Annotated in this window: 19 protein-coding genes; 13 read left to right on the top strand and 6 right to left on the bottom strand. The window is 59.1% G+C overall.

Going from position 1 to position 23,008, the window contains the following annotated elements; all coding sequences use genetic code 11:
- Positions 1 to 111: 111 nt before the first annotated feature.
- Positions 112 to 2,070: a choline transporter BetT gene (gene betT / locus K5D32_RS24815; protein ID WP_221602190.1), complete on the bottom strand. Its 1,959-nt coding sequence runs from the start codon at positions 2,068 to 2,070 to the stop codon at positions 112 to 114.
- 336 nt (positions 2,071 to 2,406) lie between these two features.
- Positions 2,407 to 3,360 (bottom strand): serine O-acetyltransferase EpsC, encoded by a 954-nt coding sequence (gene epsC, locus K5D32_RS24810; protein WP_025258099.1) that lies wholly within the window; start codon positions 3,358 to 3,360, stop codon positions 2,407 to 2,409.
- A gap of 197 nt (positions 3,361 to 3,557) precedes the next feature.
- Between epsC and K5D32_RS24805 the strand changes: the two genes are divergently transcribed.
- From K5D32_RS24805 to K5D32_RS24745, 13 genes are all read left to right on the top strand, one after another.
- Positions 3,558 to 4,556, top strand: a complete 999-nt coding sequence (locus K5D32_RS24805) for a D-cysteine desulfhydrase (protein ID WP_221602189.1) — start codon at positions 3,558 to 3,560, stop codon at positions 4,554 to 4,556.
- Between the two features lie 149 nt (positions 4,557 to 4,705).
- Positions 4,706 to 5,503, top strand: a complete 798-nt coding sequence (gene tcyJ / locus K5D32_RS24800) for a cystine ABC transporter substrate-binding protein (protein ID WP_221602188.1) — start codon at positions 4,706 to 4,708, stop codon at positions 5,501 to 5,503.
- Positions 5,500 to 6,168, top strand: a complete 669-nt coding sequence (gene tcyL, locus K5D32_RS24795) for a cystine ABC transporter permease (protein ID WP_221531084.1) — start codon at positions 5,500 to 5,502, stop codon at positions 6,166 to 6,168. The genes tcyJ and tcyL overlap by 4 nt, the downstream gene beginning before the upstream one ends.
- Positions 6,169 to 6,171: 3 nt before the next feature.
- Complete coding sequence (gene tcyN / locus K5D32_RS24790; RefSeq protein ID WP_221531083.1) at positions 6,172 to 6,915, top strand: L-cystine ABC transporter ATP-binding protein TcyN; 744 nt, start codon at positions 6,172 to 6,174, stop codon at positions 6,913 to 6,915.
- A gap of 580 nt (positions 6,916 to 7,495) precedes the next feature.
- Complete coding sequence (locus K5D32_RS24785; protein WP_221556725.1) at positions 7,496 to 8,221, top strand: hypothetical protein; 726 nt, start codon at positions 7,496 to 7,498, stop codon at positions 8,219 to 8,221.
- Positions 8,222 to 8,723: 502 nt separating this feature from the next.
- Positions 8,724 to 9,896: an SfnB family sulfur acquisition oxidoreductase gene (locus K5D32_RS24780; protein ID WP_311775797.1), complete on the top strand. Its 1,173-nt coding sequence runs from the start codon at positions 8,724 to 8,726 to the stop codon at positions 9,894 to 9,896.
- A 24-nt stretch (positions 9,897 to 9,920) separates the two neighbouring features.
- Positions 9,921 to 11,114, top strand: a complete 1,194-nt coding sequence (locus K5D32_RS24775) for an SfnB family sulfur acquisition oxidoreductase (protein WP_221602187.1) — start codon at positions 9,921 to 9,923, stop codon at positions 11,112 to 11,114.
- Positions 11,114 to 12,475: an LLM class flavin-dependent oxidoreductase gene (locus K5D32_RS24770; protein ID WP_221602186.1), complete on the top strand. Its 1,362-nt coding sequence runs from the start codon at positions 11,114 to 11,116 to the stop codon at positions 12,473 to 12,475. The genes K5D32_RS24775 and K5D32_RS24770 overlap by 1 nt, the downstream gene beginning before the upstream one ends.
- A gap of 84 nt (positions 12,476 to 12,559) precedes the next feature.
- Positions 12,560 to 13,348, top strand: a complete 789-nt coding sequence (locus tag K5D32_RS24765) for a MetQ/NlpA family ABC transporter substrate-binding protein (RefSeq protein WP_198724076.1) — start codon at positions 12,560 to 12,562, stop codon at positions 13,346 to 13,348.
- 1 nt (position 13,349) lies between these two features.
- On the top strand, positions 13,350 to 14,471 hold the full coding sequence (locus tag K5D32_RS24760) for a methionine ABC transporter ATP-binding protein (RefSeq protein WP_221577147.1): 1,122 nt from the start codon (positions 13,350 to 13,352) through the stop codon (positions 14,469 to 14,471).
- A complete protein-coding gene (locus tag K5D32_RS24755) occupies positions 14,461 to 15,105 on the top strand; it encodes a methionine ABC transporter permease (protein WP_198724071.1) in 645 nt (214 codons plus the stop codon). The genes K5D32_RS24760 and K5D32_RS24755 overlap by 11 nt, the downstream gene beginning before the upstream one ends.
- A 64-nt stretch (positions 15,106 to 15,169) precedes the next feature.
- On the top strand, positions 15,170 to 15,796 hold the full coding sequence (locus K5D32_RS24750; RefSeq protein WP_221577148.1) for a bifunctional 2-polyprenyl-6-hydroxyphenol methylase/3-demethylubiquinol 3-O-methyltransferase UbiG: 627 nt from the start codon (positions 15,170 to 15,172) through the stop codon (positions 15,794 to 15,796).
- A gap of 166 nt (positions 15,797 to 15,962) precedes the next feature.
- On the top strand, positions 15,963 to 16,430 hold the full coding sequence (locus tag K5D32_RS24745) for a hypothetical protein (RefSeq protein ID WP_221536552.1): 468 nt from the start codon (positions 15,963 to 15,965) through the stop codon (positions 16,428 to 16,430).
- Between the two features lie 21 nt (positions 16,431 to 16,451).
- Here the strand turns inward: K5D32_RS24745 and K5D32_RS24740 are convergent, their stop codons facing one another.
- The 4 genes from K5D32_RS24740 to K5D32_RS24725 all read right to left on the bottom strand — a co-directional run bounded on the left by K5D32_RS24740 (position 16,452) and on the right by K5D32_RS24725 (position 22,764).
- Entirely contained in the window at positions 16,452 to 19,493 is a 3,042-nt protein-coding gene (locus K5D32_RS24740) for an efflux RND transporter permease subunit (RefSeq protein WP_221602183.1), read from the bottom strand.
- A complete protein-coding gene (locus tag K5D32_RS24735; RefSeq protein ID WP_221531079.1) occupies positions 19,490 to 20,560 on the bottom strand; it encodes an efflux RND transporter periplasmic adaptor subunit in 1,071 nt (356 codons plus the stop codon). Before K5D32_RS24735 ends, K5D32_RS24740 begins: the two co-directional genes overlap by 4 nt.
- Positions 20,557 to 21,675, bottom strand: a complete 1,119-nt coding sequence (locus tag K5D32_RS24730; protein WP_221531078.1) for an efflux RND transporter periplasmic adaptor subunit — start codon at positions 21,673 to 21,675, stop codon at positions 20,557 to 20,559. The genes K5D32_RS24735 and K5D32_RS24730 overlap by 4 nt, the downstream gene beginning before the upstream one ends.
- Before the next feature lie 120 nt (positions 21,676 to 21,795).
- Positions 21,796 to 22,764 carry an RHS repeat-associated core domain-containing protein gene (locus K5D32_RS24725; protein ID WP_221602181.1) on the bottom strand — a complete coding sequence of 323 codons (969 nt, stop codon included), beginning with the start codon at positions 22,762 to 22,764 and terminating at the stop codon, positions 21,796 to 21,798.
- Between the last annotated feature and the right edge of the window lie 244 nt (positions 22,765 to 23,008).

Here is a 23,008-nt window from a genome sequence, read left to right as displayed (position 1 = left end):
TACAAGCTACAAGCTACAAGCTACAAGCTACAAGCTACAAGCTACAAGCTACAAGCTACAAGCTACAAGCTTTTGACTTGAAGCTTAAAGCTTGCAGCTTGCCACTTACCCCTACCTCACCAAATGCAAAAACTGCATATGCCGTTCGTACTGGTCCAGTATGTCGTTGATGACCTGCTCCTTGGTGTAGCCCACCAGATCGTAGTCCTGGCTGCCTTCGCTCAAGTGGACTTCGGCGCGGTAGTAGCGACGGTTGTTCAGTTGTTTCGAGCCCATGCCGCCACGGGCGAATGATGGGGTGAAGAAGCCTTTCATCTGTACCTGGTAAATGAACGGACGTTCTTCACCGTGGCCAATTTCCAGGCTGACGGAGTCGTTGGACGGGTCGGGTTGGGTATCGACACTCAGGCCCTTTTCAACGAACACCGCGGTCACTTCTTCAATTGCCGGGCGTACGGTCTGGTCGAGGAAGCGATAGACCTCGTCGCGGGATGGATAATGCACGGCCTGACTCAGGCGTTGTCGCCAGCCACCACGCCGCGCACCGGAAGCCGGGGCCAGGGAATAGGTCTGGGCGATCTGGCGCTGGGTTTCCATGAAGAACGCCTTGTGCAGCCCCCACATCATCAGCAGCAGAATCAGCGAGAACGGCAACGATGTCAGCACGACAGCCGACTTGAGCGCATCGATGCTGCCGGAGAACAGCAGCCCGCTGGTGATCACCGCGGTTGCCACACCCCAGAATACGCGCAGCCATTTCGGACCGTCTTCGTCCGGGCCGCCGCCCTTGGCCGACAGGGTGGACAACACGACGGTGCCCGAGTCCGCCGACGTGACGAAGAAGACAAAGCTGATGAACACCGTCACCGCAATGACGGTCTTGCTCCATGGATAGGTTTCCAGCAGCAGGTACAGGGTCATCGACGGATCGTCGATAGCCGACTGCCCCAGCGCGGTCATGCCGTTATTGAGCACTTGCTCGATGGCGCTGTTACCGAATATCGACATCCAGGCGAGGGTGAAACCCAGCGGGATCAGCAGCACGCCGAATACGAACTCACGAATGGTACGGCCACGGGAAATACGCGCAATGAACAGGCCGACAAAAGGCGCCCACGCAATCCACCAGGCCCAGTAGAACACCGTCCAGCCGCCCAGCCAGCCCTTGGCGTCGCTGCTGTAGGCATAGACATCGAAACTCTTGGTCGGCAGCGCCCCCAGGTAGTCACCGATGTTCTGCACCAGCGTGTTGAGCAGGTGCTGAGTCGGCCCGGCGAACAGGACAAACAACAGCAATGCGCAGGCAAGCAGCATGTTGATGTCGGACATGACCCGCACGCCCTTGTCGACGCCCGAGACGGCCACCAGGATGGCAGCGCCCATCATCAGCGTGATCAGCCCGACCTGAATCCATTGGGTATGGGACACGCCGAACAGGTAATCCAGACCCGAGTTGAGGTGCAGCACGCCGAAACCCATGTCGGCACCCAGGCCGAAGATGGTCGCGATGATGCCAAAACCGTCGACGGCATAGCCGATAGGGCCGTTGATACGCTTGCCGATCAGCGGGTACAGCGCCGAACGCAAAGCCAGCGGCAGGTTATGACGGTAGGCAAAGTACGCCAGTGCCATGCCGACGAAGGCAAATACGCCCCATCCATGCAGGCCCCAGTGCAGGAACAGCAACTGCATGGCCTGACGTGCGGCCTCAGTGGTACCGCCCTCGCCCTGCGGCGGTTGCAGCATGTGGGTCAGGGGTTCGGAGACGCAGAAGAAGAACAGCGTGATGCTGATCCCGGCGGCAAACAACATGCCCGCCCATGACAGATAGCTGAACTCGGGCTCGTCGTGGTCGGCACCGAGCTTGATCTTGCCGTAGCCTGACAAGGCGGTGACCACCACGAAGACCAGATACAGCGTCATGGCCAACATGTAATACCAGCCGACCGTATTGGCCGCCCAGTTCTGCGCTGCCAATAACCATTCGCCGCTGGCTTGCGGGAAGGCAATAACGGTGACACCGAAGATCAGGATGACACTCGCGGCAAAGTAGAACACCGGAGCATTCATGCGGACATTGCCGCTGGATGGGGAGACGGACGTACTCATAGGCGGTACGCCTCTGGATCAAGACAAAAAGCTCCAGAAAAAGAGAAAAACACGGAAAGGACTCCTGGTATGAGCGGGCAGAAAACTACCTGCAAAAAACGAATCGCATACAGGGGATGCGGGCTCAGACCAGGGGTATGACGCACAATGACGCCGGATCGTTCCCTACGCCGCAGGAGCGAATTCATTCGTGAAAAATAGCGGCAAGCGGCAAGCGGCAAGCCACAAGCTTGAAGCTTGAAGCTTGAAGCTTGAAGCTTGAAGCTTGAAGCTTGAAGCTTGAAGCTACCAACTCTCTTACTTCTGAGTTCCGTCGTCCTGTTGCAGCAGGTTGGCCTGGGTCAGGTTGCAGCCGGCCGGAACGCTGCGGGTCAGCCAGACGTTGCCGCCGATGGTCGAGCCCTTGCCGATGGTGATACGCCCCAGAATGGTCGCACCGGCATAGATCACCACGTCGTCTTCGACGATCGGGTGGCGGGCATGGCCTTTCTGCAACTGGCCATCTTCGTCCGCCGGGAAGCGCTTGGCGCCCAGCGTCACAGCCTGATAGATCCTGACCCGCTCACCGATAATGGCCGTTTCGCCAATCACCACGCCGGTGCCATGGTCGATGAAGAAGCTCGGGCCGATCTGTGCGCCAGGGTGAATGTCGATACCGGTGGAGGAATGGGCGATTTCCGAGCTGATGCGCGCCAACAGAGGCAGGCCGGCCCGATACAGGTGATGCGCCAACCGATGATGGATCACCGCAAGAATCCCCGGATAGCACAGCAGAACCTCATCGACACTGCGCGCCGCCGGGTCGCCGTGATAGGCCGCCAGCACATCGGTATCGAGCAGCAGACGAATACCTGGCAAGGCCGTGGCGAAATCCTGAATCAGCTCCAGGGCCCGCTCGTCGATGCCCTGAGTCCCGCTGCCCTGCTGATGGGCCACGTAACGCAACTCCAGCCGTGCCTGGGCAAGGAGCGCATTGAGTGCTACGTCCAGGGTATGGCCGACGTAGAAGTCTTCGCTTTCTTCGCGCAGATCCACCGGCCCAAGGCGCATCGGGAACAAGGCACCGCTCAAGGCTTCGAGAATTTCGCCCATGGCTGCACGGGAAGGCAGTTCCCGGCCACCATGCTCACCGCTCACCCGCCTGTTGCGAGTACGCCAGTCTTCACGCGCGGTGCGCAACTGGCTGACGATCCGCTGCAACTGCCAATGGCTGGAGCGGCCCGAGGCAGGTGCTTCTGGAATATCGCTCACGCTGAACTCTCCTTGAGTCAAAGAAGGCAACCCGATGATGGCGGCCCCTGCGGCCTCCACTCTACGGCAAACATTTGCACGGAAAAAATAACAATTTGCGTAGGGTCTTGACTCCCTCGACATAAACCATCGCGGGTTGCCGTGCAGAGAACCTCTGCATATAGTCCGATGACTCCCTCCTCGGCTTATCTATCACGATGATCAAAAAACAGCTGGCTCGTTTCAATCGCCTCGACCTGATCGACGCTCCCACTCCACTGGAAAAGCTCGAGCGCCTGTCGACCTGGGCGGGCCGCGATATCTACATCAAGCGCGATGACACCACAACCCTCGCGCTGGGCGGCAACAAGGTGCGCAAACTGGAATACCTGGCCGCCGATGCGCTGGCCCAGGGTGCCGACACGCTGATTACCGCTGGCGCCATCCAGTCCAACCATGTGCGCCAGACCGCAGCACTGGCCGCTCGTCTGGGGCTGGGTTGTGTCGCGTTGCTGGAAAACCCCATCGGCACCGAAGACACCAATTACCTGCAAAACGGCAATCGCCTGCTGCTGGAGCTGTTCGACGCCAAGGTCGAGCTGGTGGAAAACCTCGATAACGCCGACGAGCAACTGCAAGCCCTGGCTGCTCGCCTGCGCACCAGTGGCAAGAAGCCTTATCTGGTACCGATTGGCGGCTCCAGTGCCGTAGGCGCACTGGGTTATGTGCGTGCCGGTCTGGAGCTTGCCGAGCAGATCAAACAGACCGGCCTGGATTTCGCCGCCGTCGTACTGGCCTCCGGCAGCGCTGGCACCCACAGCGGCATGGCCCTGGCGCTGGCTGAACAGTTGCCGGAGCTGCCAGTCATTGGCGTAACCGTTTCGCGCAGCGAAGAAACCCAGCTACCCAAGGTTCAGGGCCTGGCCGAGCGCACTGCAGAATTGCTCGATATCGCCCTGCCGCCAGCCTTCAAGGTGCAACTGTGGGACGAATACTTCGGTCCACGCTATGGTGAACCGAACGCTGGCACGCTGTCGGCAATCAAACTGGTGGCCAGTCATGAAGGCCTGTTGCTTGATCCGGTCTACACCGGCAAGGCCATGGCAGGCTTGCTCGACGGCATCGGACGTCAGCGCTTCAATGAGGGGCCGCTGATCTTCCTGCACACCGGTGGTGCGCCAGCGTTGTTTGCTTATCCGGACGTGTTCAGCGGCTGACAGGTCGGCGCTGACGCATATACCGAAAGAAAAACTGAAAATGCTTTTTAGTTCTTTTTGTTTATAAGAAACTCGATTTATATTCGCGACCGCAACACGCTGTCGCCAGGTCTGACTTGCCTGACATCTCATACAAACAAGGGGCTCGCATGAACATTTCCGCTATTCGTCGCACGTTTCTCTTTTCGGCTCTGACGCTGGTGCTGGGCACCGGTATTGCGGGGCAAGCCATGGCCGGCGAACAACTGCAAAAGATCAAGGACAGCGGCACGCTCAATGTGGGCCTGGAAGGCACTTATCCACCGTTCAGCTTCGTGGACGAAAACGGCAAGCTGACCGGCTTCGAGGTCGAGCTGTCCGAGGCTCTGGCCAAGGAACTGGGCGTCAAAGCCAAGGTACAACCGACCAAATGGGACGGCATCCTTGCTGCTCTGGAGTCCAAGCGTCTGGATGTGGTGATCAACCAGGTGACCATTTCCGACGAGCGCAAGAAAAAGTACGACTTCTCCCAGCCCTACACCATCTCCGGCTTGCAGGCGCTGACCCAGAAGAAAAACGCAGACACCATCAAGACCCCTCAGGACCTGGCAGGCAAGAAAGTCGGTGTCGGTCTGGGCACCAACTATGAGCAGTGGATCAAGGCCAATGTCCCGACTGCCATCGTCAAGACCTACGACGATGATCCGACCAAGTTCCAGGACCTGCGTGTAGGCCGTATCGACGCCATTCTGGTCGACCGCCTGGCTGCTCTGGAAATCGCTGCCAAGACCAAGGATGCCTTTGGTGTCGCGGGCGCTCCGTTTTCCCGTCAGGAATCCGGTATTGCCCTGCGCAAGGGCGAGCCTGAATTGCTGGACGCCATCAACAAGGCCCTCGACAAGCTGCGCGCCGACGGCACTCTGGGCAAACTGTCGCAAAAGTACTTCAACGCTGACGTGACCAAATGATCGAAGAGAGCCTAAAGCTCATAGCGGACTCTGCGCCCTTTCTGCTCAAGGGCGCGTACTACACGGTCGTTCTCAGCCTGGGCGGGATGTTTTTCGGATTGCTGCTGGGCTTCGGCCTGGCACTGATGCGTCTGTCGCGCTTCAGGCTGGTGAGCTGGCCGGCACGTGTCTACGTGTCGTTCTTCCGCGGTACACCGCTGCTCGTGCAATTGTTCGTGATCTATTACGGCCTGCCACAACTGGGGGTCGAACTGGACCCGCTGCCTGCAGCGCTGATCGGTTTCTCGTTGAACATGGCTGCCTACGCCTGTGAAATCCTGCGCGCCGCCATCGGTGCCGTAGAACGCGGGCAATGGGAGGCGGCTGCCAGTATCGGCATGACCCGCTGGCAGACCATGCGCCGGGCGATCCTTCCGCAAGCGGCACGTACCGCGTTGCCGCCGCTGGGCAACAGTTTCATTTCGCTGGTCAAGGACACGGCTCTCGCGGCTACCATCCAGGTGCCGGAATTGTTCCGTCAGGCGCAACTGATCACCGCACGGACCTTTGAAATTTTCACCATGTACCTTGCCGCCGCGCTGATCTACTGGGTCCTTGCGTCGCTGCTTGCGCACCTGCAAAACCGTCTTGAAGCGAGGGTCAATCGGCATGATCTGGAGACCTGAAGCATGATCGTGGTTGAAAACCTCACCAAGGAATTCAAAGGCCAGCAAGTGCTCAAGGGCATCGACCTGCGCATCGAGTCCGGGGAAGTCGTGGCAATCATCGGCCCCAGCGGCTCGGGGAAAACCACGCTGCTGCGTTGCCTGAACCTGCTGGAAACCCCCACCAGCGGCACGATCAGGGTGGGTGACATCCAGATTGATGGCAGTCGCGCCTTGAGCCAGCAACAGGGCCTTATCCGCCAGTTGCGTCAGCAGGTCGGGTTCGTGTTCCAGAACTTCAATCTCTTTCCCCATCGCACAGCGCTGGAGAACGTCATCGAAGGCCCGGTGGTGGTCAAGAAGATTGCCAGGGAAAAGGCCGAGGCCCTGGCTCGGCAGTTGCTGGCCAAGGTCGGACTGTCCGGCAAGGAAGATTCCTACCCGCGCCGTCTGTCAGGCGGTCAGCAGCAACGGGTCGCGATTGCCCGGGCATTGGCAATGGAGCCTGAGGTCATTCTCTTCGACGAACCCACCTCCGCGCTGGACCCGGAGCTGGTGGGCGAAGTGCTGACTGCCATCAGGGCGCTTGCCGAAGAAAACCGCACCATGGTCATCGTCACGCACGAAATGAGCTTTGCGCGGGATGTGGCCAATCGGGTGATTTTCATCGACAAGGGCGTGATCGTTGAGCAGGGAGAAGCAAAAGCCTTGTTTGCCAACCCCAGAGAAGAACGTACCAGGCAATTTCTGGAACGCACCAGAGCCTGATCCTACAAGCTCTGTCCGTATAAACAGCGTCCGCAAGGACGCTGTTCCTCCTCCGTCTTACAATGCGACACAAGCTGACCTATCAAAATACCTGCCAGCCAAAAGCACTCATCTAACTAAAATCATCGAATTACTGCAGCAATCCAGGGCATTTTTCGGCTGCCTTTGATGCGGATCCCACCACGCTCGCCTCTCCTTCACGCCATCCATCATGGCGTCGCCGCTGCTTGAGCAACGAATATATCGGAGGCCGGGATGGAGTAGGAAGCCAGTTTGCTTAAAAGTAAACAGTCTCTGTATACCCATGTAGGAATAATCTAATTTTTCAAAACTGCTTCATAACACCTCATCCGTATATTGACAGGCTTACACAAAACCCATTAGCTCACTCAGAACAGTGGTCCTGGCGCACACTACAAAGTTACAAGTATTCATTTACAACACCCTGTAATGTTTGCCACAACCCCGCACTTTCAGACACTTATCGCTTTTTAATTTTCAGATCAGGCCACTACCGAAAGAATTACAAATTCTATAACAAACAGTTACTGGCACTTCTGTTAACCACGAGTATTCGAACATGAGCCAAACCTATTGCAACCCCGACGCCTCAAAGCTTTTACCCCCCTTCATTCCCCAGGCCAGTCGTCATGGCATCGGGGTCAGGATAGCGCCCCATCTGATGGTCCATATCCATCCCTACGGCGACATGGATGAGGGTGATCTGATCGAGCTGTTCTGGGATGGCTGCTACGCCGCATCAAAGATCCTGACGGCAGCCGACATCGACCAGACCATCGCTCTGCGCGTGCCGGAAAGCTTTCTGCAGAACGGCAAGGCCCGTACCTACTACAGGATAATGAAAGTAGGCGGAGCGCCTGTAACCTCGCCCATCTGCAAGATCTGGGTCAAGCTGGATGCACCCGGCGGCCAGTTGCTGGACCCTGTAGATGAAGAGAATCAGGGGCTGGCGCCGCTGTCACTGCCACCTTCGGTAGTTCGCCGCGGCTTGAGCACGCGGCATATGAACAGCGGTCTGCCGATGACGATCGAGCCTTATCTGAACATGGCACCCCATGACGAAATCACCCTGCGATGGGGAGACCTGCGCATGGACCTGCCACCTCTGACTCTCGAAGATGTCGGGGAACCCATTGATGTAGTCGTCCCGGCAACCCTGATCCGCGAGGCTGGCGGCGAACAACTGGAGGCTACTTACTGTGTCATTGACCGGGTAGGTAACAACTCTCATTGGGCACCGCCACGGGAAATAAGAATCCGGAACTCAAGTGAACTACCCCGGTGAGCCTTAATAACCCTCATCGCCTATACGCCAGCCTTGCATGAGTATGTTTTACGCTCATGAACCGCTGGCGTTTTTCACATCATCATTTATAAAAGCCCAGACAAACCTCATGAGAGTTCACTCAATAAATAACAAGATTTCATCCATATAACCGCCATAAAACCCTCAGCGCACATACAACTAACATCAAGCAAAAGGCCACCTTACCTGGCTGCCAGGGCCTCTCGTCAAGGACCCTCCGGGTAGCCAGCATTTGCCATCTATGCTTATTCCAAAATTCACGTTTTAAAATAATTGATACAAGATTAGGGTATATGAACCGGACCACCGGACTTCGCGATGTTCTCTTGCTGCCCCCAGGGGCGGCACCCGCTATGAGGTTCCGATGGTCTCTTTCACAATTACCCCCGTGGATAACACCAGGGCATTGCCTAAAAACACTGCCCAGCACATCTCGACTTCACGAGAGCCGGATGTTGCGCCCTTGTTACTCCCGGCCAGGGTGTTGCACAACGACGCCCAGGCCATTGCTGCCGCCCATGAGCTGGCCGGTATCGCACGACTGAATGCCGCCAGGCGCGATCAGGAGCGAAAGCTGCCCTGGTCGGAAATAGAGCAGTTCACCCGTAACGGGCTCGGCAGCATTTCCATTCCCAAGGCTTATGGCGGCCCGCAGGTTTCCTTCGTGACCATTGCCGAAGTGTTCCGGATCATCTCTGCCGCCGACCCGGCCCTCGGGCAGATTCCGCAGAACCAGTTCGGCATCCTTCATCTGTTGCAGGACGGCGCCACCGAACAGCAGAAAAAAGCATTGTTTCAAAGCGTCCTCGATGGCTGGCGCATCGGCAATGCTGGCCCCGAACGAGGCACGAAAAACACGCTGGAACTCAAGGCCCGTATCACCGCCGACGGCGACCGCTTTGTCATCAACGGCCAGAAGTTCTATTCCACCGGCGCCTTGTTCGCCCATTGGGTCGCGGTCAAGGCACTGGATGACGAAGGTCGGCAGGTCATGGCCTTCGTGAAACGCGGCTCACCGGGCCTGAGCATCGTGGACGACTGGTCGGGCTTCGGTCAGCGCACCACGGCAAGCGGCACGGTGTTGCTGGATAACGTGCCGGTGGAAGCCGAACACGTGATCGCCAACTGGCGACTGGCATTGACCCCGAATATTCAGGGTGCAGTCTCGCAACTGATTCAGGCCGCCATCGATGCTGGCATTGCCCGCGAAGCCATCGATGACACCATCACCTTTGTACGCGAACGCTCTCGTCCGTGGATCGACGCCAACGTCGAGCGAGCCAGTGACGACCCTTATGTCATCGCCGATATCGGCAAGCTGAAACTCGACCTGCATGCCGCTGAAGCCCTGTTGCGCAAGGCCGCGCAAACCCTCGACGAAGTGAGCGCATCGCCCATCGATGAAGCCTCGGCAGCTCGCGCTTCCATTGCGGTGGCACGCGCCAAGGTGCTGACCACGGAAATCTCCCTGCTCGCCAGCGAAAAGCTGTTCGAGCTGGCAGGCAGCCGAGCCACGCTGGCGCAGTTCAACCTGGACCGCCACTGGCGCAACGCCCGCGTGCATACCCTCCATGACCCGGTGCGCTGGAAATACTACGCCGTCGGCGCCTGGCACCTGAATGGCGCCCTGCCTGCACGCCACTCCTGGATTTGAACCAGACAACTGGAGAACATCGTTATGAGTTTCACTCCACACCCTGTCGTCATCACCAGTGACGCGCAGGCTCTGCAAGTCGCCAGCGAACTGGCGCAGACCTTCATCACCGACAGCGCCCTGCGTGACCGCGAGCGCCGCCTGCCGAATCCCGAACTCGACCAGTTCAGCCAGTCCGGACTGTGGGGTATCAGCGTACCCAAAGCCTTTGGTGGTGCAGGCGTGTCCAACGTCACCCTGGCCAAGGTGGTGCAGATCATCGCTCAGGCCGATGGCTCGCTGGGGCAAATCCCGCAGAACCATTTCTACGCCCTTGAAGTGCTGCGCGTGAATGGCAGCGAACGGCAACAGGCCCGTCTGTATGCCGAAGTGCTGGCAGGGAAACGCTTCGGCAATGCGCTGGCAGAACTGGGCACCAAAACCGCCAGCGAACGTACCACACGTCTGGAGCGTGATGGCGACGGTTATCGCATAAACGGCCGCAAGTTCTACGCCACCGGCGCGCTGTACGCCCAGCGGATTCCGACCTCGGTCATCGACGACCAAGGCGTGCAACAACTGGCTTTCGTTTCTCACGACAGCGCCGGTCTTGAAGTGATCGACGACTGGAGCGGCTTCGGCCAGCGCACCACCGGCAGTGGTTCGGTGGTGTTCGAGAATGTGTATGTCAACGCTGAGGATGTCATCCCGTTTCAGAGCGCTTTCGAGCGCCCCACTACGGTCGGCCCGCTGGCGCAGATTCTCCATGCGGCCATCGACACCGGTATTGCCCGTGCAGCCTTTGAGGACGCGCTGGGATTCGTGCGCACTCGCACACGCCCGTGGATCGACTCCGGCCTGGAAAAAGCCGTGGACGACCCATTGACCCTGCACAGCTTCGGCAAGCTGGGCATCCGCCTGCATGCCGCCGAAGCCCTGCTTGAACGGGCTGGCGAATATCTCGACATCGCCCAGGCCGACATCAACGATCAAACCCTGGCAGCGGCTTCCATCGCCGTGGCCGAAGCCCGCGCCATCAGTACGGAAATATCTCTGGAGGCCGGCAGCAGACTGTTTGAACTGGCCGGCAGCCAGGCGACGCTGGCCGAACACGGGCTGGACCGCCACTGGCGCAATGCCCGCGTGCATACGCTGCATGACCCGGTGCGCTGGAAGTATCACGCCATCGGCAATTACTACCTCAACGACACCAACCCTCCACGTCGGGGGACCATCTGATGGCCAAGAAGAAAATCCTGCTCAATGCGTTCAACATGAACTGCATCGGCCATATCAACCACGGTTTGTGGACGCATCCGCGGGACAACTCTACCCAGTACAAGACCCTGGAATACTGGACCGAACTGGCCCAACTGCTGGAGCGCGGCCTGTTCGACGGGCTGTTCATCGCCGATATCGTCGGCGTGTACGACGTGTACCAGAACTCGGTGGACGTCACGCTCAAGGAGTCGATCCAGTTACCGGTCAACGACCCGCTGCTGCTGGTGTCGGCCATGGCAGCGGTCACCCGCAACCTGGGCTTCGGCCTGACCGCCAACCTGACCTATGAAACGCCCTATCTGTTCGCCCGGCGCATGTCGACGCTGGACCACCTGAGCCGTGGCCGAGTGGGCTGGAATATCGTTACCGGCTACCTCGACAGCGCGGCAAGAGCCATGGGCCTGACCGAGCAAGTCGAGCATGACCGTCGCTACGATCAGGCCGATGAATATCTGGAGGTGTTGTACAAGCTCTGGGAAGGCAGTTGGGAAGACGGCGCGGTCATCAATGATCGTGAACAGCGCATCTATGCCCGACCGGACAAAGTCCACAAGGTCCGGCACAAGGGCGAGTTCTATCAGGTCGAGGGTTATCACCTCTGCGAACCGTCACCTCAGCGCACGCCGGTGCTGTTTCAGGCTGGCAGCTCGGAGCGCGGTCTGCAATTTGCCGGGCAGAACGCCGAGTGCGTCTTCATCAGCGGCCAGACCAAGGCCGCGACCCGCGAGCAAGTGGACAAGGTCCGCGCCAGCGCCGTAGCCGCCGGGCGCAACCCCGATGGCATCAAGGTGTTCATGGGCCTGAACGTGATTGTCGGTGCCACCGAAGCCATTGCCCGTGAAAAATACGCCGAATACCGCAGCTACGCCAGCGCCGAAGCCGGTGTGGCGCATTTCGCGGCCTCAACGGGTATCGACTTCGCCGAATACGAACTGGACGAACCTATTCAGTACGTGAAAAGCAACGCCATCCAGTCCGCGACGAAAAACCTCAAGAACAACGACTGGACCCGCCAGCGCCTGCTCGACCAGCACGCGCTGGGCGGCCGCTATATCACGCTGGTGGGCTCGCCCGAGCAAGTCGCGGACGAACTGGAATCCTGGATCGAGGAAACCGGCCTGGACGGCTTCAACCTGACCCGCATCGTCACCCCGGAAAGCTATGTGGACTTCATCGACCTGGTGATCCCGGAACTGCAACGCCGTGGTTCCTACAAGACCGCTTATGAAGACGGCAGCCTGCGCCAGAAACTGTTTCCCGAAGGCAATGCACACCTGCCCGACAACCATGCAGGCGCAAGACACCGCCACATCCCGTAGGAGCGAATCGGGCGGCGCTCCGCTCATTCGCGAAAAGGCCAACCACCACGCTTACCCAAATTTTTCAAAACAACGGACAGCATCATGAAAAAACCTTTTATCGCCCTGGCCCTGAGCCTGTTGACCCTCACCGCTCACGCCGCCGATGCGCCCTTGAAAGTCGGCACCACCGCCGCTTTCGCCATTCCGCTGGAGGCCGCTGTCGAAGAGGCCGCCAAGCAAGGCCTGAAAGTCGAGCTGGTGGAATTCACAGACTGGATCGCCCCCAACGTCACCCTCGCGGCGGGCGATATCGATGTGAACTACTTCCAGCACATCCCGTTCCTGACCAACGCCAACGAGGCCGCCGGTTACAACCTGGTGTCCTATGCGCCGGGCATCATCAATAACGTCGGGCTGTACTCCAAGAAGTACAAAAGCTTCGATGAACTGCCCACCGGTGCCACCGTGGCCATCGCCAACGACCCGATCAACAGCGGTCGCGGCCTGCAACTGCTGGCCAAGGCTGGCCTGATCACCCTCAAGCAAGGCGTGGGCTACAAGGCCACCGAAGAGGACATCACCGCCAACCCGAAGAAGATCAAGATCATTCAGGTCGAAGCCGTGCAACTGGTGCGCGCCTACGATGATGCCGATCTGGTTCAGGGCTACCCGGCCTATATCCGCCTGGCCAAGACCTTCCCGGCTGACTCGGCCATTCTGTTCGACGGCCTGGACCACCCGGAATACGTGATTCAGTTCGTGATCAAGCCTGAACGCAAGGACGATCCGCGCCTGGCAAAGTTCGTCGATATCTATCAGCACTCCCCGGTGGTGCGCGCTTCTCTGGACAAGGTCAACGGCAAGCTCTACCAGCCGGGCTGGAAGGAATGACATGAACGCACTTGCGCAACGGCAACAGCCGACCGCTCCCGGACATTCGGCCAGCCAGGCCGAACTGCACCCGGACCTGAATCACGCCCATGTGCGCTTCAGCAATCTGGGCAAGACCTATCACGGCCAGCAAGGCCCGGTGCACGCTCTGAGCAACATCGATCTGGCGATCCAGAAAGGTGAAATCTTCGGCATCATCGGGCGCAGCGGTGCGGGCAAGTCATCGCTGATCCGCACCATCAACCGTCTGGAACAACCCAGCAGCGGCCGGGTGCTGATCGATCAGGTGGACATTGGCGAATTCAACGAAGACAAGCTGGTAGAACTGCGCCGACGCATCGGCATGATCTTCCAGCACTTCAACCTGATGTCGGCCAAGACTGTGTGGCAGAACGTCGAGCTGCCACTCAAGGTCGCAGGCGTGCCCAAGGAGCAGCGCCAGCGCAAGGTCACCGAACTGCTGGAGCTGGTCGGTCTGCAGGACAAGCACAAGTCCTACCCGGCGCAGCTCTCCGGCGGGCAGAAACAGCGCGTGGGCATTGCCCGGGCGCTGGTGCATGACCCGGCCATCCTGCTGTGCGACGAAGCGACTTCGGCGCTGGACCCGGAAACCACGCAATCGATCCTCGGCCTGCTGCGCGAGATCAACCAGCGCCTTGGCCTGACCATCGTGCTGATTACCCACGAGATGGCGGTAATCCGCGATATCTGCAACCGTGTGGTGGTGCTTGAAAAAGGCCAGGTGGTGGAACAAGGTCCGGTGTGGCAAGTGTTTGGCAACCCGCAGCATGAGGTGAGCAAAACCTTGCTCGCGCCCCTGCAACTCGGGCTGCCGAAAACCTTGCTGGAGCGTCTGACACCGCAACCGGCTCACCCGGACGCCGCGTTGTTGCTGGACCTGAGCTTTACCGGCGTCAGCGCCGAAGAGCCGGACCTGGCTGCACTGTTCGCAGCCCTCGGTGGCCAGGTGAAGTTGTTGCAAGGTGGCGTGGAGCGTATTCAGGAACGTGCCGTCGGGCATCTGATCCTGTCGATCAACCGCTCACCCCACAGTCGAGACGAATTGCTGGCCCGCGCACGCCAGCATGCGCCACACGCGGAGGTATTGGGTTATGTGGGTTGATCGTTTACTGCAAGGCGTGCTCGATACCTTTCTGATGGTCGGCGTGTCCTCATTTGTAGCCTTGCTATTGGGCATCCCGATGGCGGTGATTCTGGTCACCAGCTCCAAGGGCGGGATCTACGAAGCACCAGTGCTGAATCAGGTACTCGGCGCTTTCGTTAACCTGTTTCGCTCGATTCCGTTCCTGATCCTGATGGTCGCGCTGATCCCGTTCACCCGTCTGATCGTCGGCACCAGTTACGGCGTCTGGGCAGCCGTGGTGCCACTGACCATTGCGGCAACGCCATTTTTCGCCCGCATCGCCGAAGTCAGCCTGCGCGAAGTCGATCATGGTTTGATCGAAGCAGCGCAAGCCATGGGCTGCCGTCGCTGGCATATCGTATGGCACGTATTGCTGCCTGAAGCGTTGCCGGGGATCGTCGGCGGTTTCACCATCACGATCGTCACGATGATCAACTCTTCGGCCATGGCCGGTGCCATCGGTGCCGGTGGGCTGGGGGATATCGCCTACCGCTACGGTTATCAACGCTTCGACACACAGATCATGCTCACCGTGATCGTGTTGCTGGTGGTGCTGGTTGCCGCGATTCAACTGGGTGGCGACCGGCTGGCGCGGGTTCTGAACAAGCGCTGAGCAATTGCTTCGCTCCGGGCTGGAGGTATATTGACGACCTCCATTGCCCGGACAACCGTTTGCCATGAAGCTCGACGCCCAAGACCTCGCCCATATCACCGCCGTCACCGTCGGCCATTACAACCAGGTGGCCGAAGACTTTCGTGAAGGCACCCGCGATCACGACGTCAGCCAGAATATTGCCGCGCTTTTGCGACATATTCAGGGCCCCACACCCTGGCAGATTCTGGATTTTGGCTGCGGGCCGGGCCGTGATCTGAAAACCTTCAGCGCCATGGGGCATATCGCCACCGGCCTGGACGGTAGCGAACGCTTCGCGCAAATGGCACGCACCGACAGTGGCTGCGAAGTGCTGCACCAGAACTTCCTTGAGCTGGACCTGCCTGCCGCCCGCTTCGATGGCATCTTCGCCAATGCCGTGCTGTTTCACATCCCCAAACAGGAACTTCCCAACGTCCTGCGCCAGTTGCACGCCACCCTCAAGCCAGGCGGCGTGCTGTTCAGTTCCAACCCGCGAGGCCAGAACCAGGAAGGCTGGAAAGGCGAGCGCTATGGTTCGTATCACGATCTGGAATCATGGCGTGAACTGCTGACCGAAGCGGGTTTTACAGAGCTTGAGCACTACTATCGACCGGCGGGTTTGCCAAGGGAGCAACAGCCCTGGCTGGCGAGTGTCTGGCGCAGAAATTGAGCGTGGCATCGACTTGACGAAAGCATTCAACTCCTATTGCGTGCATGGCTTGACTGACATTTTTGTCAGTATCAGCGCAGCAGCATGGCGCTTAGGATGGGCTCCAGAAACAGGTGTTCGCACCCAATGAATCGGACCCGAATGTTAATCGATCAAGGAGATGATCATGGCAGTTCAATATATTCAGAACGGCAATTTCAAAGACGACTTCAACTACTGGAAAGGGCCTGTGGGTTTTGACCCTGGCCTTGAGCGTTACGGCTTCGGACAAAGCATCCTGTTACCGGTTGCGACGAATATCAGCCAGTCCCTGCCGGACCTGCCAGGCAAGACCCTGCTTATAGAATTCGATGCGCTCAGCGCAGATCCAGGCGTGAACGACGCTTCGTTTGTCGTCAGTGTCGGAGGCTTCAGGGCTGACGGCGTAGTGATGGTTTCGCCTGTCACTGGAGTGGCGACACCGGACTGGCAGCGTTTCTCGGTCAACATGTATTTCGAGGACGATCTGACCTCCTGCTTCCTGAACGTTTCGACCCCTCGCCCGGCTGTCTCTGCCAGCCATCCAGAGGGGGCTTTCACCAGGAGCCCTGTGCGGTTTGGGGATTTCAGCCTGATTGAAAGCGATATCGGCTGACGCGGGACAGATTGCCCGCGTCTACGCGGGCTCCTTGATTCTGTACCAGGCCACATAAAGGGCTGGCAGGAACAACAGAGTCAGCAAGGTGGCAATGATGATGCCGCCGATCATCGCATAGGCCATTGGTCCCCAGAACACTTCCCGTGCGATGGGGATCATGCCCAGGCTGGCCGCTGCCGCTGTCAGCAAAATAGGGCGACGGCGATGCTCGGTGGCTTCGACCACAGCGTCCCACGGCGAGTAGCCGCTTTGTTCGTAGGCATGAATCTGGGTCACCAGAATCACCGAGTTGCGGATGATGATACCGATCAGCGCCAGCACCCCGAGAATCGCCACGAAACCCAGTGGCGTACCGGTCGGGATAAGCGCCAGCACCACGCCGATCAACCCCAGCGGCGCAACACTGGCCACCAGAAACATCTTCTGCACGCTATGCAGCTGGACCATCAAAAAGGTCGCCATCAGGAACAGCATCAACGGCACAACACTGGCAATCGGCCCTTGAGCCTTGCTGCTTTCTTCAACCGTCCCGCCGGTCGCCACCTTGTAGCCCACTGGTAATGCGGAGGCGAACTTGTCGATTTCCGGCTTCAGTTGATTGACCAGATCGGTCGGCTGAATCTCGTCGCGCACCGCACCTTTCACGGTGATGGTCGGTTTGCGGTCACGCCGCCAGACCAGCGGCTGCTCCAGCTCGTAACCCACAGTGGCAAAAGCCAGCAGCGGAATCGAGGTTCCGGCCGGGGTCACGATCTGCAGGTTTTGCAGGGTTTCCGGCGTACCACGCTCGGCGTCTTCGGCACGTCCTACCACGTTGATCAGGTAGATATCGTCGCGCACCTGAGTCACCGACGAACCGCTCACAACGCTGTTCATCAACTGCGCAACGTCTTCGGAAGACAACCCCAACTGCCGCGCCTTGTCCTGATTGATATCGATGCGCAGCACCTTGCCCGGCTCGTTCCAGTCGTAGATCACTTCACCGACGTGTGAGTTCTTGCCCAGCAGCGTGGCCAGTTCGATGGCGTGCTGGCGAACCTTGTCGATGTTCTCGCCACTGACGCGATATTGCAGCGGACGCCCGACCGGCGGCCCCATTTCAAGCGGCTGCACGTAGGAGCCGATGCCGACATATTCATCACGCAGACGCTTTTGCAGACGAGCCGTCAGGGCACCACGCTCCTCCAGTCCTTTGCTGACAATGACCAACTGGGCGTAGAACGGGTTTTCCAGCTGCTGATCCAGCGGCAGGTAGAAACGCACCGCGCCCTGGCCGATGTAAGTGCTCCAGCGCTCGATATCGGGATCGTCCTTGAGGCTGGCTTCAAAACGGTCCACCACCTGGCGCGTCTCGTTGATCGAGGCGTTCTGCGGCAGGTTCAGGTCGACCAGAATTTCAGGCCGGTCCGACGACGGAAAGAACTGGTTCTGCACGAACTGCATCGAGAACAGCGAAGCGGCAAACAGCAACAGGGTCATGCCGATGGCCAGCCAGCGATGACGCATGGCCCACAGCATGCTGCTGTTGAATGCACGACCTACACGGCCCGGCTCTTCGGACTTGGGCTTGATGTTGCTGCTCAGAATATGAACACCGATCACCGGCGCAAACAGCACGGCCACGACCCATGACACCAGCATCGCCACGGCAATCACGGCAAACAGCGTGAAGGTATATTCCCCCGCCGAACTGTTGTTCAGGCCAATGGGCACGAAACCGGCCACCGTTACCAGCGTGCCGGTCAGCATCGGGAACGCGGTCGAGGTGTAGGCATAGGTCGCGGCCTGCTCCTTGGTTTCCCCCATTTCCAGCCGTGTGACCATCATTTCCACGGTAATCATGGCGTCGTCCACCAGCAGCCCGAGGGCGATGATCAACGCCCCGAGGGAAATCCGCTGCATGGTGATGCCGCTGTACTCCATGAACACGAAGACCATGGCCAGCACCAGCGGGATAGAACAGGCCACTACCAGGCCGGCACGCACACCAAGACTGACAAAGCTGACCACCATCACAATGATCACCGCCTCGAACAGCGCGCTGGTGAAACCACCCACAGCTTTGTCGACCACTTCGGCCTGATCCGAAACCTTGTGTACACCGACACCCACCGGCAGCTCGGCAGTGGAGATGTCCATGCGTTCATGCAGCGCCTTGCCGAACTCCTGGATATTGCCGCCCTTCTGCATGGCGATGGACAGACCGATGGCCGGTTTACCGTTGTAGCGGAACAGCGGTTTGGGCGGGTCGGTGTAGCCTCGGGTGATCTCGGCGATATCGCTCAAACGATAGAAACGGTCATTGAGCCGCAGGTTGACCGCTGCCAGATCCTTTTCCGAAGCGAACTGCCCTGAGGTGCGCACGGAAATCCGCTCCGGCCCGGCCTCGATCACCCCTGCTGGCGTCACAGCGTTCTGGGATTGCAGGCTTTGCACCACCTGACGCTGATCCAGCCCCAGAGCCGCCAGCTTGCGAGTGGAGAAGTTAAGGTAGATCACCTCATCCTGCTGGCCGATCATTTCCACCTTGCCAAGGCCTGGAACTTCACGGATATCGGCGCGGACCTTCTCGACGTAATCGCGCAACTGGCGCATCGAGAAACCATCGGCGGTAAAGGCGTAGATCGAGCCGAACACATCACCGAATTCGTCGTTGAACGCCGGTCCTTGCAGGCCTTGGGGGAACTGCCCGCGAATGTCGTCGATCTTCTTGCGCACCTGATACCAGATCTGCGGTATGTCCTTGGCACTGGTGGTGTCGCGCAGGTATACGAAAACCGTGGACTCGCCAGGTCGGGTATAACTTTTCACGTAGTCCAGTGAGTCCAGCTCTTCGAGCTTCTTCTCGATGCGGTCGGTCACCTGCTTGAGGGTTTCGTCCACGGTCGCGCCGGGCCAGCGGGTCTGGATGACCATGGTCTTGATGGTGAAGGACGGATCTTCTTCACGCCCCAGCTTCATGTAGGAAAACACGCCCATCAGCAGGGCGACGAACATCAGGTACCAGACAAACGACTGATGCTTGATGGCCCACTCGGACAGATTGAAGCTTCCTTTCATCGCGGGCTTTCCTCATCGACTTTGACTTTCTGGCCTGGCTTGAGGCTGTTGACGCCTGCACTGACCACCTTCTCACCGGCATTGACTCCGCCCGTCAGCAGGAAGCTGTCGTTGTCACGACTGACGACATTCACCTCTCTGGGATTTACCGTCTGGCTTTGCGGGTCGATGATCCAGACCTGGGTTTTGCCATCGGCTTCCTGCAAGGCATTGATCGGCAGGCGCATGCGCGGGGCAATGGTCGAGCTGAGGGTCACGCTGATCGCGGTACCGAGCCGCAATGCCGGTGGCGTGTCAGTCAGAGTCAGGCGTGCCCGACGGGTACGGGTCGAGCGGTCGGGCTGTGGTTCTATTTCCCGAGGCGTGGCGGTGGTTTTCACCTGCGGATCAAGCTGGCTGGCCACGTTGAACACCACATCGGCGGGCAATTGATCCACCAGCGAAACCGGCAGATCGATCACTGCTTCCTTGATATCGGGCCGCGCCAGAGTCACGACCTCCTGCCCCGCCGTGACGACTTGCCCGGCCTCGGCCTTCCACTCGGTAACCACCGCATCGTGGTCCGTGCGCAACTCGCTGTAGCTCAACTGGTCACTGGCCTGTTGAGCAGCGGCTCTGGCCTGATCCAGGGACGAGCGCGTGGTTTTCAGTTCGGTCAGGGCATTGTCCAGTTGCGCCTGCGCGCCGACACCGCGGTCGAACAATTCCTGCTGACGACGGGCATTGGCCTGGGCATTGATCCACTGCGCCTCGATACGGGCCAGATCGCCCTGGCGAGCGCGCACATTATTCTGCTGATCGGTAGGGTCCAGGGTTGCGAGCAGGTCGCCCTTCTTCACTTCGCTGCCCACGTCCACATGGCGGCGTGCGATACGACCCGGCACCCGAAAGCCCAGCACGCTCTGATAGCGCGCCTGAATATTGCCGGCGAAACGTCCGAACTCCAGTTGCGAATCAGGCCGGGCCTCGACAAAGACCACCGGCCGGACCGGCTCGGGTGGCGTTTCATCCTTGCCACAGCCACTCAGCAGCAAACCGCTCAACAACAGGCAGACCAGACGCTTCATGGCTGCACCTGAGCATTGTGTTGCTGTGGTTGATCGGCGATTTCGACCTGCATGTCCGGGTGCAATAACTGTCCGCCAGCCACCACGACTTTCTCTCCACTCTTGAGCCCGTCACCGATGATGACTCTGGACGTCAGGTAACGAGCGACCTGAACCTTGCGCAGGTTGACCTTGCCCTGCTCGTCCACCACCCACACGGCGGGCTTGCCCAGATGCTCCCCAAGGTCCTTGGTCAGGGCCGACCACGGCAGCTCGACGCTGGCATTGGCTGGCGCGCTCAAGGCCACGCTGACCACAGAGCCCAGATCCATGCCTTCAGGCAAAGGATCAAGCGCGACCTTGACCTGCAAGGTACCGGTTTCAGCCGAAACCGCCGGGGTCACTTCGCGCACCTTGCCGCTGACCTTGATGGCCGGGTTGTCGAGCAAGGTGACTTGCACCGGCTGATCGGTCGGCGGCTGAACGAACAGCGACTCGTAAACGTTGAACACCGCATCGCGCTCGCCATCCCGGGCCAGATCGAAAATCGGCACGGTCGCCTGCACCACTTGCCCGACCTCGGCCTGACGCGCCGTGATCACACCCGGCGTATCGGCGACCAGCGCGGTGTAACTCAACTGCTCGCGGGCATTGGCCAGTTGCGCCTGAGCGGCCTTGAGCGCGCTCTCGCTGCCGCGCAATGCCGCCTGGGCCGAATCGTATTCGCTGCGACTGGTGTAGCCCTTGGGCAACAGCTTTTCCTGACGCCCGAAAGCGGCGCGAGCCTGAGTGACCCGCGCCTGCTCGGCGGCCACCGAGGCGAGGGCCGAGTCGACATTGATCTGCAGGTCTTTGGGGTCGAGCCGGGCGAGAACCTGATTGGCGGTGACACGATCACCGACATCCACATTACGCTGGATGATCTTGCCATTGACCCGGAATGAAAGCCGGGTCTGCACACGCGCCTGAATATCACCGGTCAAAGCAACGCTGGCGGCAAAGTCGGCAGTCTTCACCGTTTGCACATAAACCCGCGGCAGATCGACAGCCGCCGGTTTTTCCTGGCCACATCCCGACAGTAACCCCATGGCTGCGGCAAGGCCGAGCATAACCAGTCCAGAAGAACGAGCAGGCATGCAGACTCCTTTTGCGGCTGCCAGATGCGAGAGTGATATCACGAGAGAGGAACGTGAACATGCGACTGTGCGCAGGCAGGAGGGTTCCTTGAGCAGAGCAAGTCTTGAGGCTTTGTTTTCTTACATCCGAAGGTTTTTCGCAGACGTCAACGATTGGCGCATGGGGGTGAGCACCTTATCCAGCTCGATAGCCTTGTAAGACACCGGCTGGGGTATGCCGGTCAATCTTGCTGCCTGGCTCAGAGCGGCCACATTCTTCGGATTGCTCGCAGCAACCACAGTGCCGATCCGTGAGCCGACAGCGGTGATACCCAGCGCCAGTGAAACCCACCCCAAAGGCTCCAGAAATGGCGAATCGGGGGCGACCTCGCCGAGGATAATCCGGGCCAGCCCCGTAGTGCTGGCTGCCACCGCGCCCGACGCCGCAAGCATCGTGGAGAAGGAGCCGGCACTGACATAGCCGAGATTGGCGGCAAGGAAAGCAGCCTTCAAAGATAACGAAGGAAGCATGGTGACGCCTGCCGTCATTATCGCGACCACACTGAGCCCCAAGGCAACGATTACCTGCCATGACAAATGCCCCGTGGGGTCAATGTGATTGACCGGATCTCCCAGGCAATAGGCATAAGGATTCACGCCACCCTCGCCAAACGGGCTCAAACTGTCCGGACTGTTGAAACGCATCAGTACCGGGTTGTAGGCGCGATACCCCTTGCCCAACAGATAATGGCCCGTGACGGGATCGGGGCGTTCACCGTTGAAACCGGGCAGGTCGCCAAGCGGCGCATGATGACCGTACGGTGCATAAGCGATGGCGGTGCGCTGCCCCGATGTTGCCGCATGGAGCACGCTGCCTGGCTGATCGGTGCTGGTCAGGGTCGTAGCGAGGACTTTGCCGATCATCGTTTGCAGTGCCAGCAACTGATTCTCACGGTGGAAAAAAGTGCGCTGCCTGGCACCCTGGATTTCGTTGGCCAGCCTGTCGACGCGGTAGAAAGACCGGGTGACCGAATCGGCAAACGGCGTGCGGGTCGCGAGTCGATCCAGCGGGTCATATTCATAGCGGCACAAGGCAATTTTATGAGGCATGGCGAGTGACCATTCTGAACAATATGTACGAGCAAGGCTGGCCTCACCCACACCTTCACAATGAACCCACATGCGGATATTGGCTACTCGTAGAAATGACAGTTGCAAGCAGGAAAACTCGCACAGAAGAAGGGCAAAACGACTTTCGCTTTTCAGCATAAAGATGACACATAGCCATTATGCGCAAGAAGTTGCGCACTTTTCTGTGGATAACCTGTGATCAGTTCTCTCTGACTCACGCCGT

This window comes from Pseudomonas cichorii (assembly GCF_019719005.1).
Lineage (GTDB): Bacteria > Pseudomonadota > Gammaproteobacteria > Pseudomonadales > Pseudomonadaceae > Aquipseudomonas > Aquipseudomonas cichorii_E.
Note: the sequence above shows the minus strand (reverse complement) of the source record. Positions and strands in the feature narration are given on the sequence as shown.

Bases quoted from the DNA above. Each gene is read 5' to 3' on its own strand.
- K5D32_RS24755 (WP_198724071.1), top strand. From the start codon at position 14,461: ATGTGGGTTGATCGTTTACTGCAAGGCGTGCTCGATACCTTTCTGATG.
- tcyJ (WP_221602188.1), top strand. From the start codon at position 4,706: ATGAACATTTCCGCTATTCGTCGCACGTTTCTCTTTTCGGCTCTGACG.
- K5D32_RS24770 (WP_221602186.1), top strand. From the start codon at position 11,114: ATGGCCAAGAAGAAAATCCTGCTCAATGCGTTCAACATGAACTGCATC.
- K5D32_RS24785 (WP_221556725.1), top strand. From the start codon at position 7,496: ATGAGCCAAACCTATTGCAACCCCGACGCCTCAAAGCTTTTACCCCCC.
- K5D32_RS24760 (WP_221577147.1), top strand. From the start codon at position 13,350: ATGAACGCACTTGCGCAACGGCAACAGCCGACCGCTCCCGGACATTCG.
- tcyN (WP_221531083.1), top strand. From the start codon at position 6,172: ATGATCGTGGTTGAAAACCTCACCAAGGAATTCAAAGGCCAGCAAGTG.
- K5D32_RS24805 (WP_221602189.1), top strand. From the start codon at position 3,558: ATGATCAAAAAACAGCTGGCTCGTTTCAATCGCCTCGACCTGATCGAC.
- betT (WP_221602190.1), bottom strand. From the start codon at position 2,070: ATGAATGCTCCGGTGTTCTACTTTGCCGCGAGTGTCATCCTGATCTTC.
- K5D32_RS24735 (WP_221531079.1), bottom strand. From the start codon at position 20,560: ATGAAGCGTCTGGTCTGCCTGTTGTTGAGCGGTTTGCTGCTGAGTGGC.
- K5D32_RS24745 (WP_221536552.1), top strand. From the start codon at position 15,963: ATGGCAGTTCAATATATTCAGAACGGCAATTTCAAAGACGACTTCAAC.
- K5D32_RS24775 (WP_221602187.1), top strand. From the start codon at position 9,921: ATGAGTTTCACTCCACACCCTGTCGTCATCACCAGTGACGCGCAGGCT.
- K5D32_RS24740 (WP_221602183.1), bottom strand. From the start codon at position 19,493: ATGAAAGGAAGCTTCAATCTGTCCGAGTGGGCCATCAAGCATCAGTCG.
- tcyL (WP_221531084.1), top strand. From the start codon at position 5,500: ATGATCGAAGAGAGCCTAAAGCTCATAGCGGACTCTGCGCCCTTTCTG.
- K5D32_RS24725 (WP_221602181.1), bottom strand. From the start codon at position 22,764: ATGCCTCATAAAATTGCCTTGTGCCGCTATGAATATGACCCGCTGGAT.
- K5D32_RS24750 (WP_221577148.1), top strand. From the start codon at position 15,170: ATGAAGCTCGACGCCCAAGACCTCGCCCATATCACCGCCGTCACCGTC.
- K5D32_RS24765 (WP_198724076.1), top strand. From the start codon at position 12,560: ATGAAAAAACCTTTTATCGCCCTGGCCCTGAGCCTGTTGACCCTCACC.
- K5D32_RS24730 (WP_221531078.1), bottom strand. From the start codon at position 21,675: ATGCCTGCTCGTTCTTCTGGACTGGTTATGCTCGGCCTTGCCGCAGCC.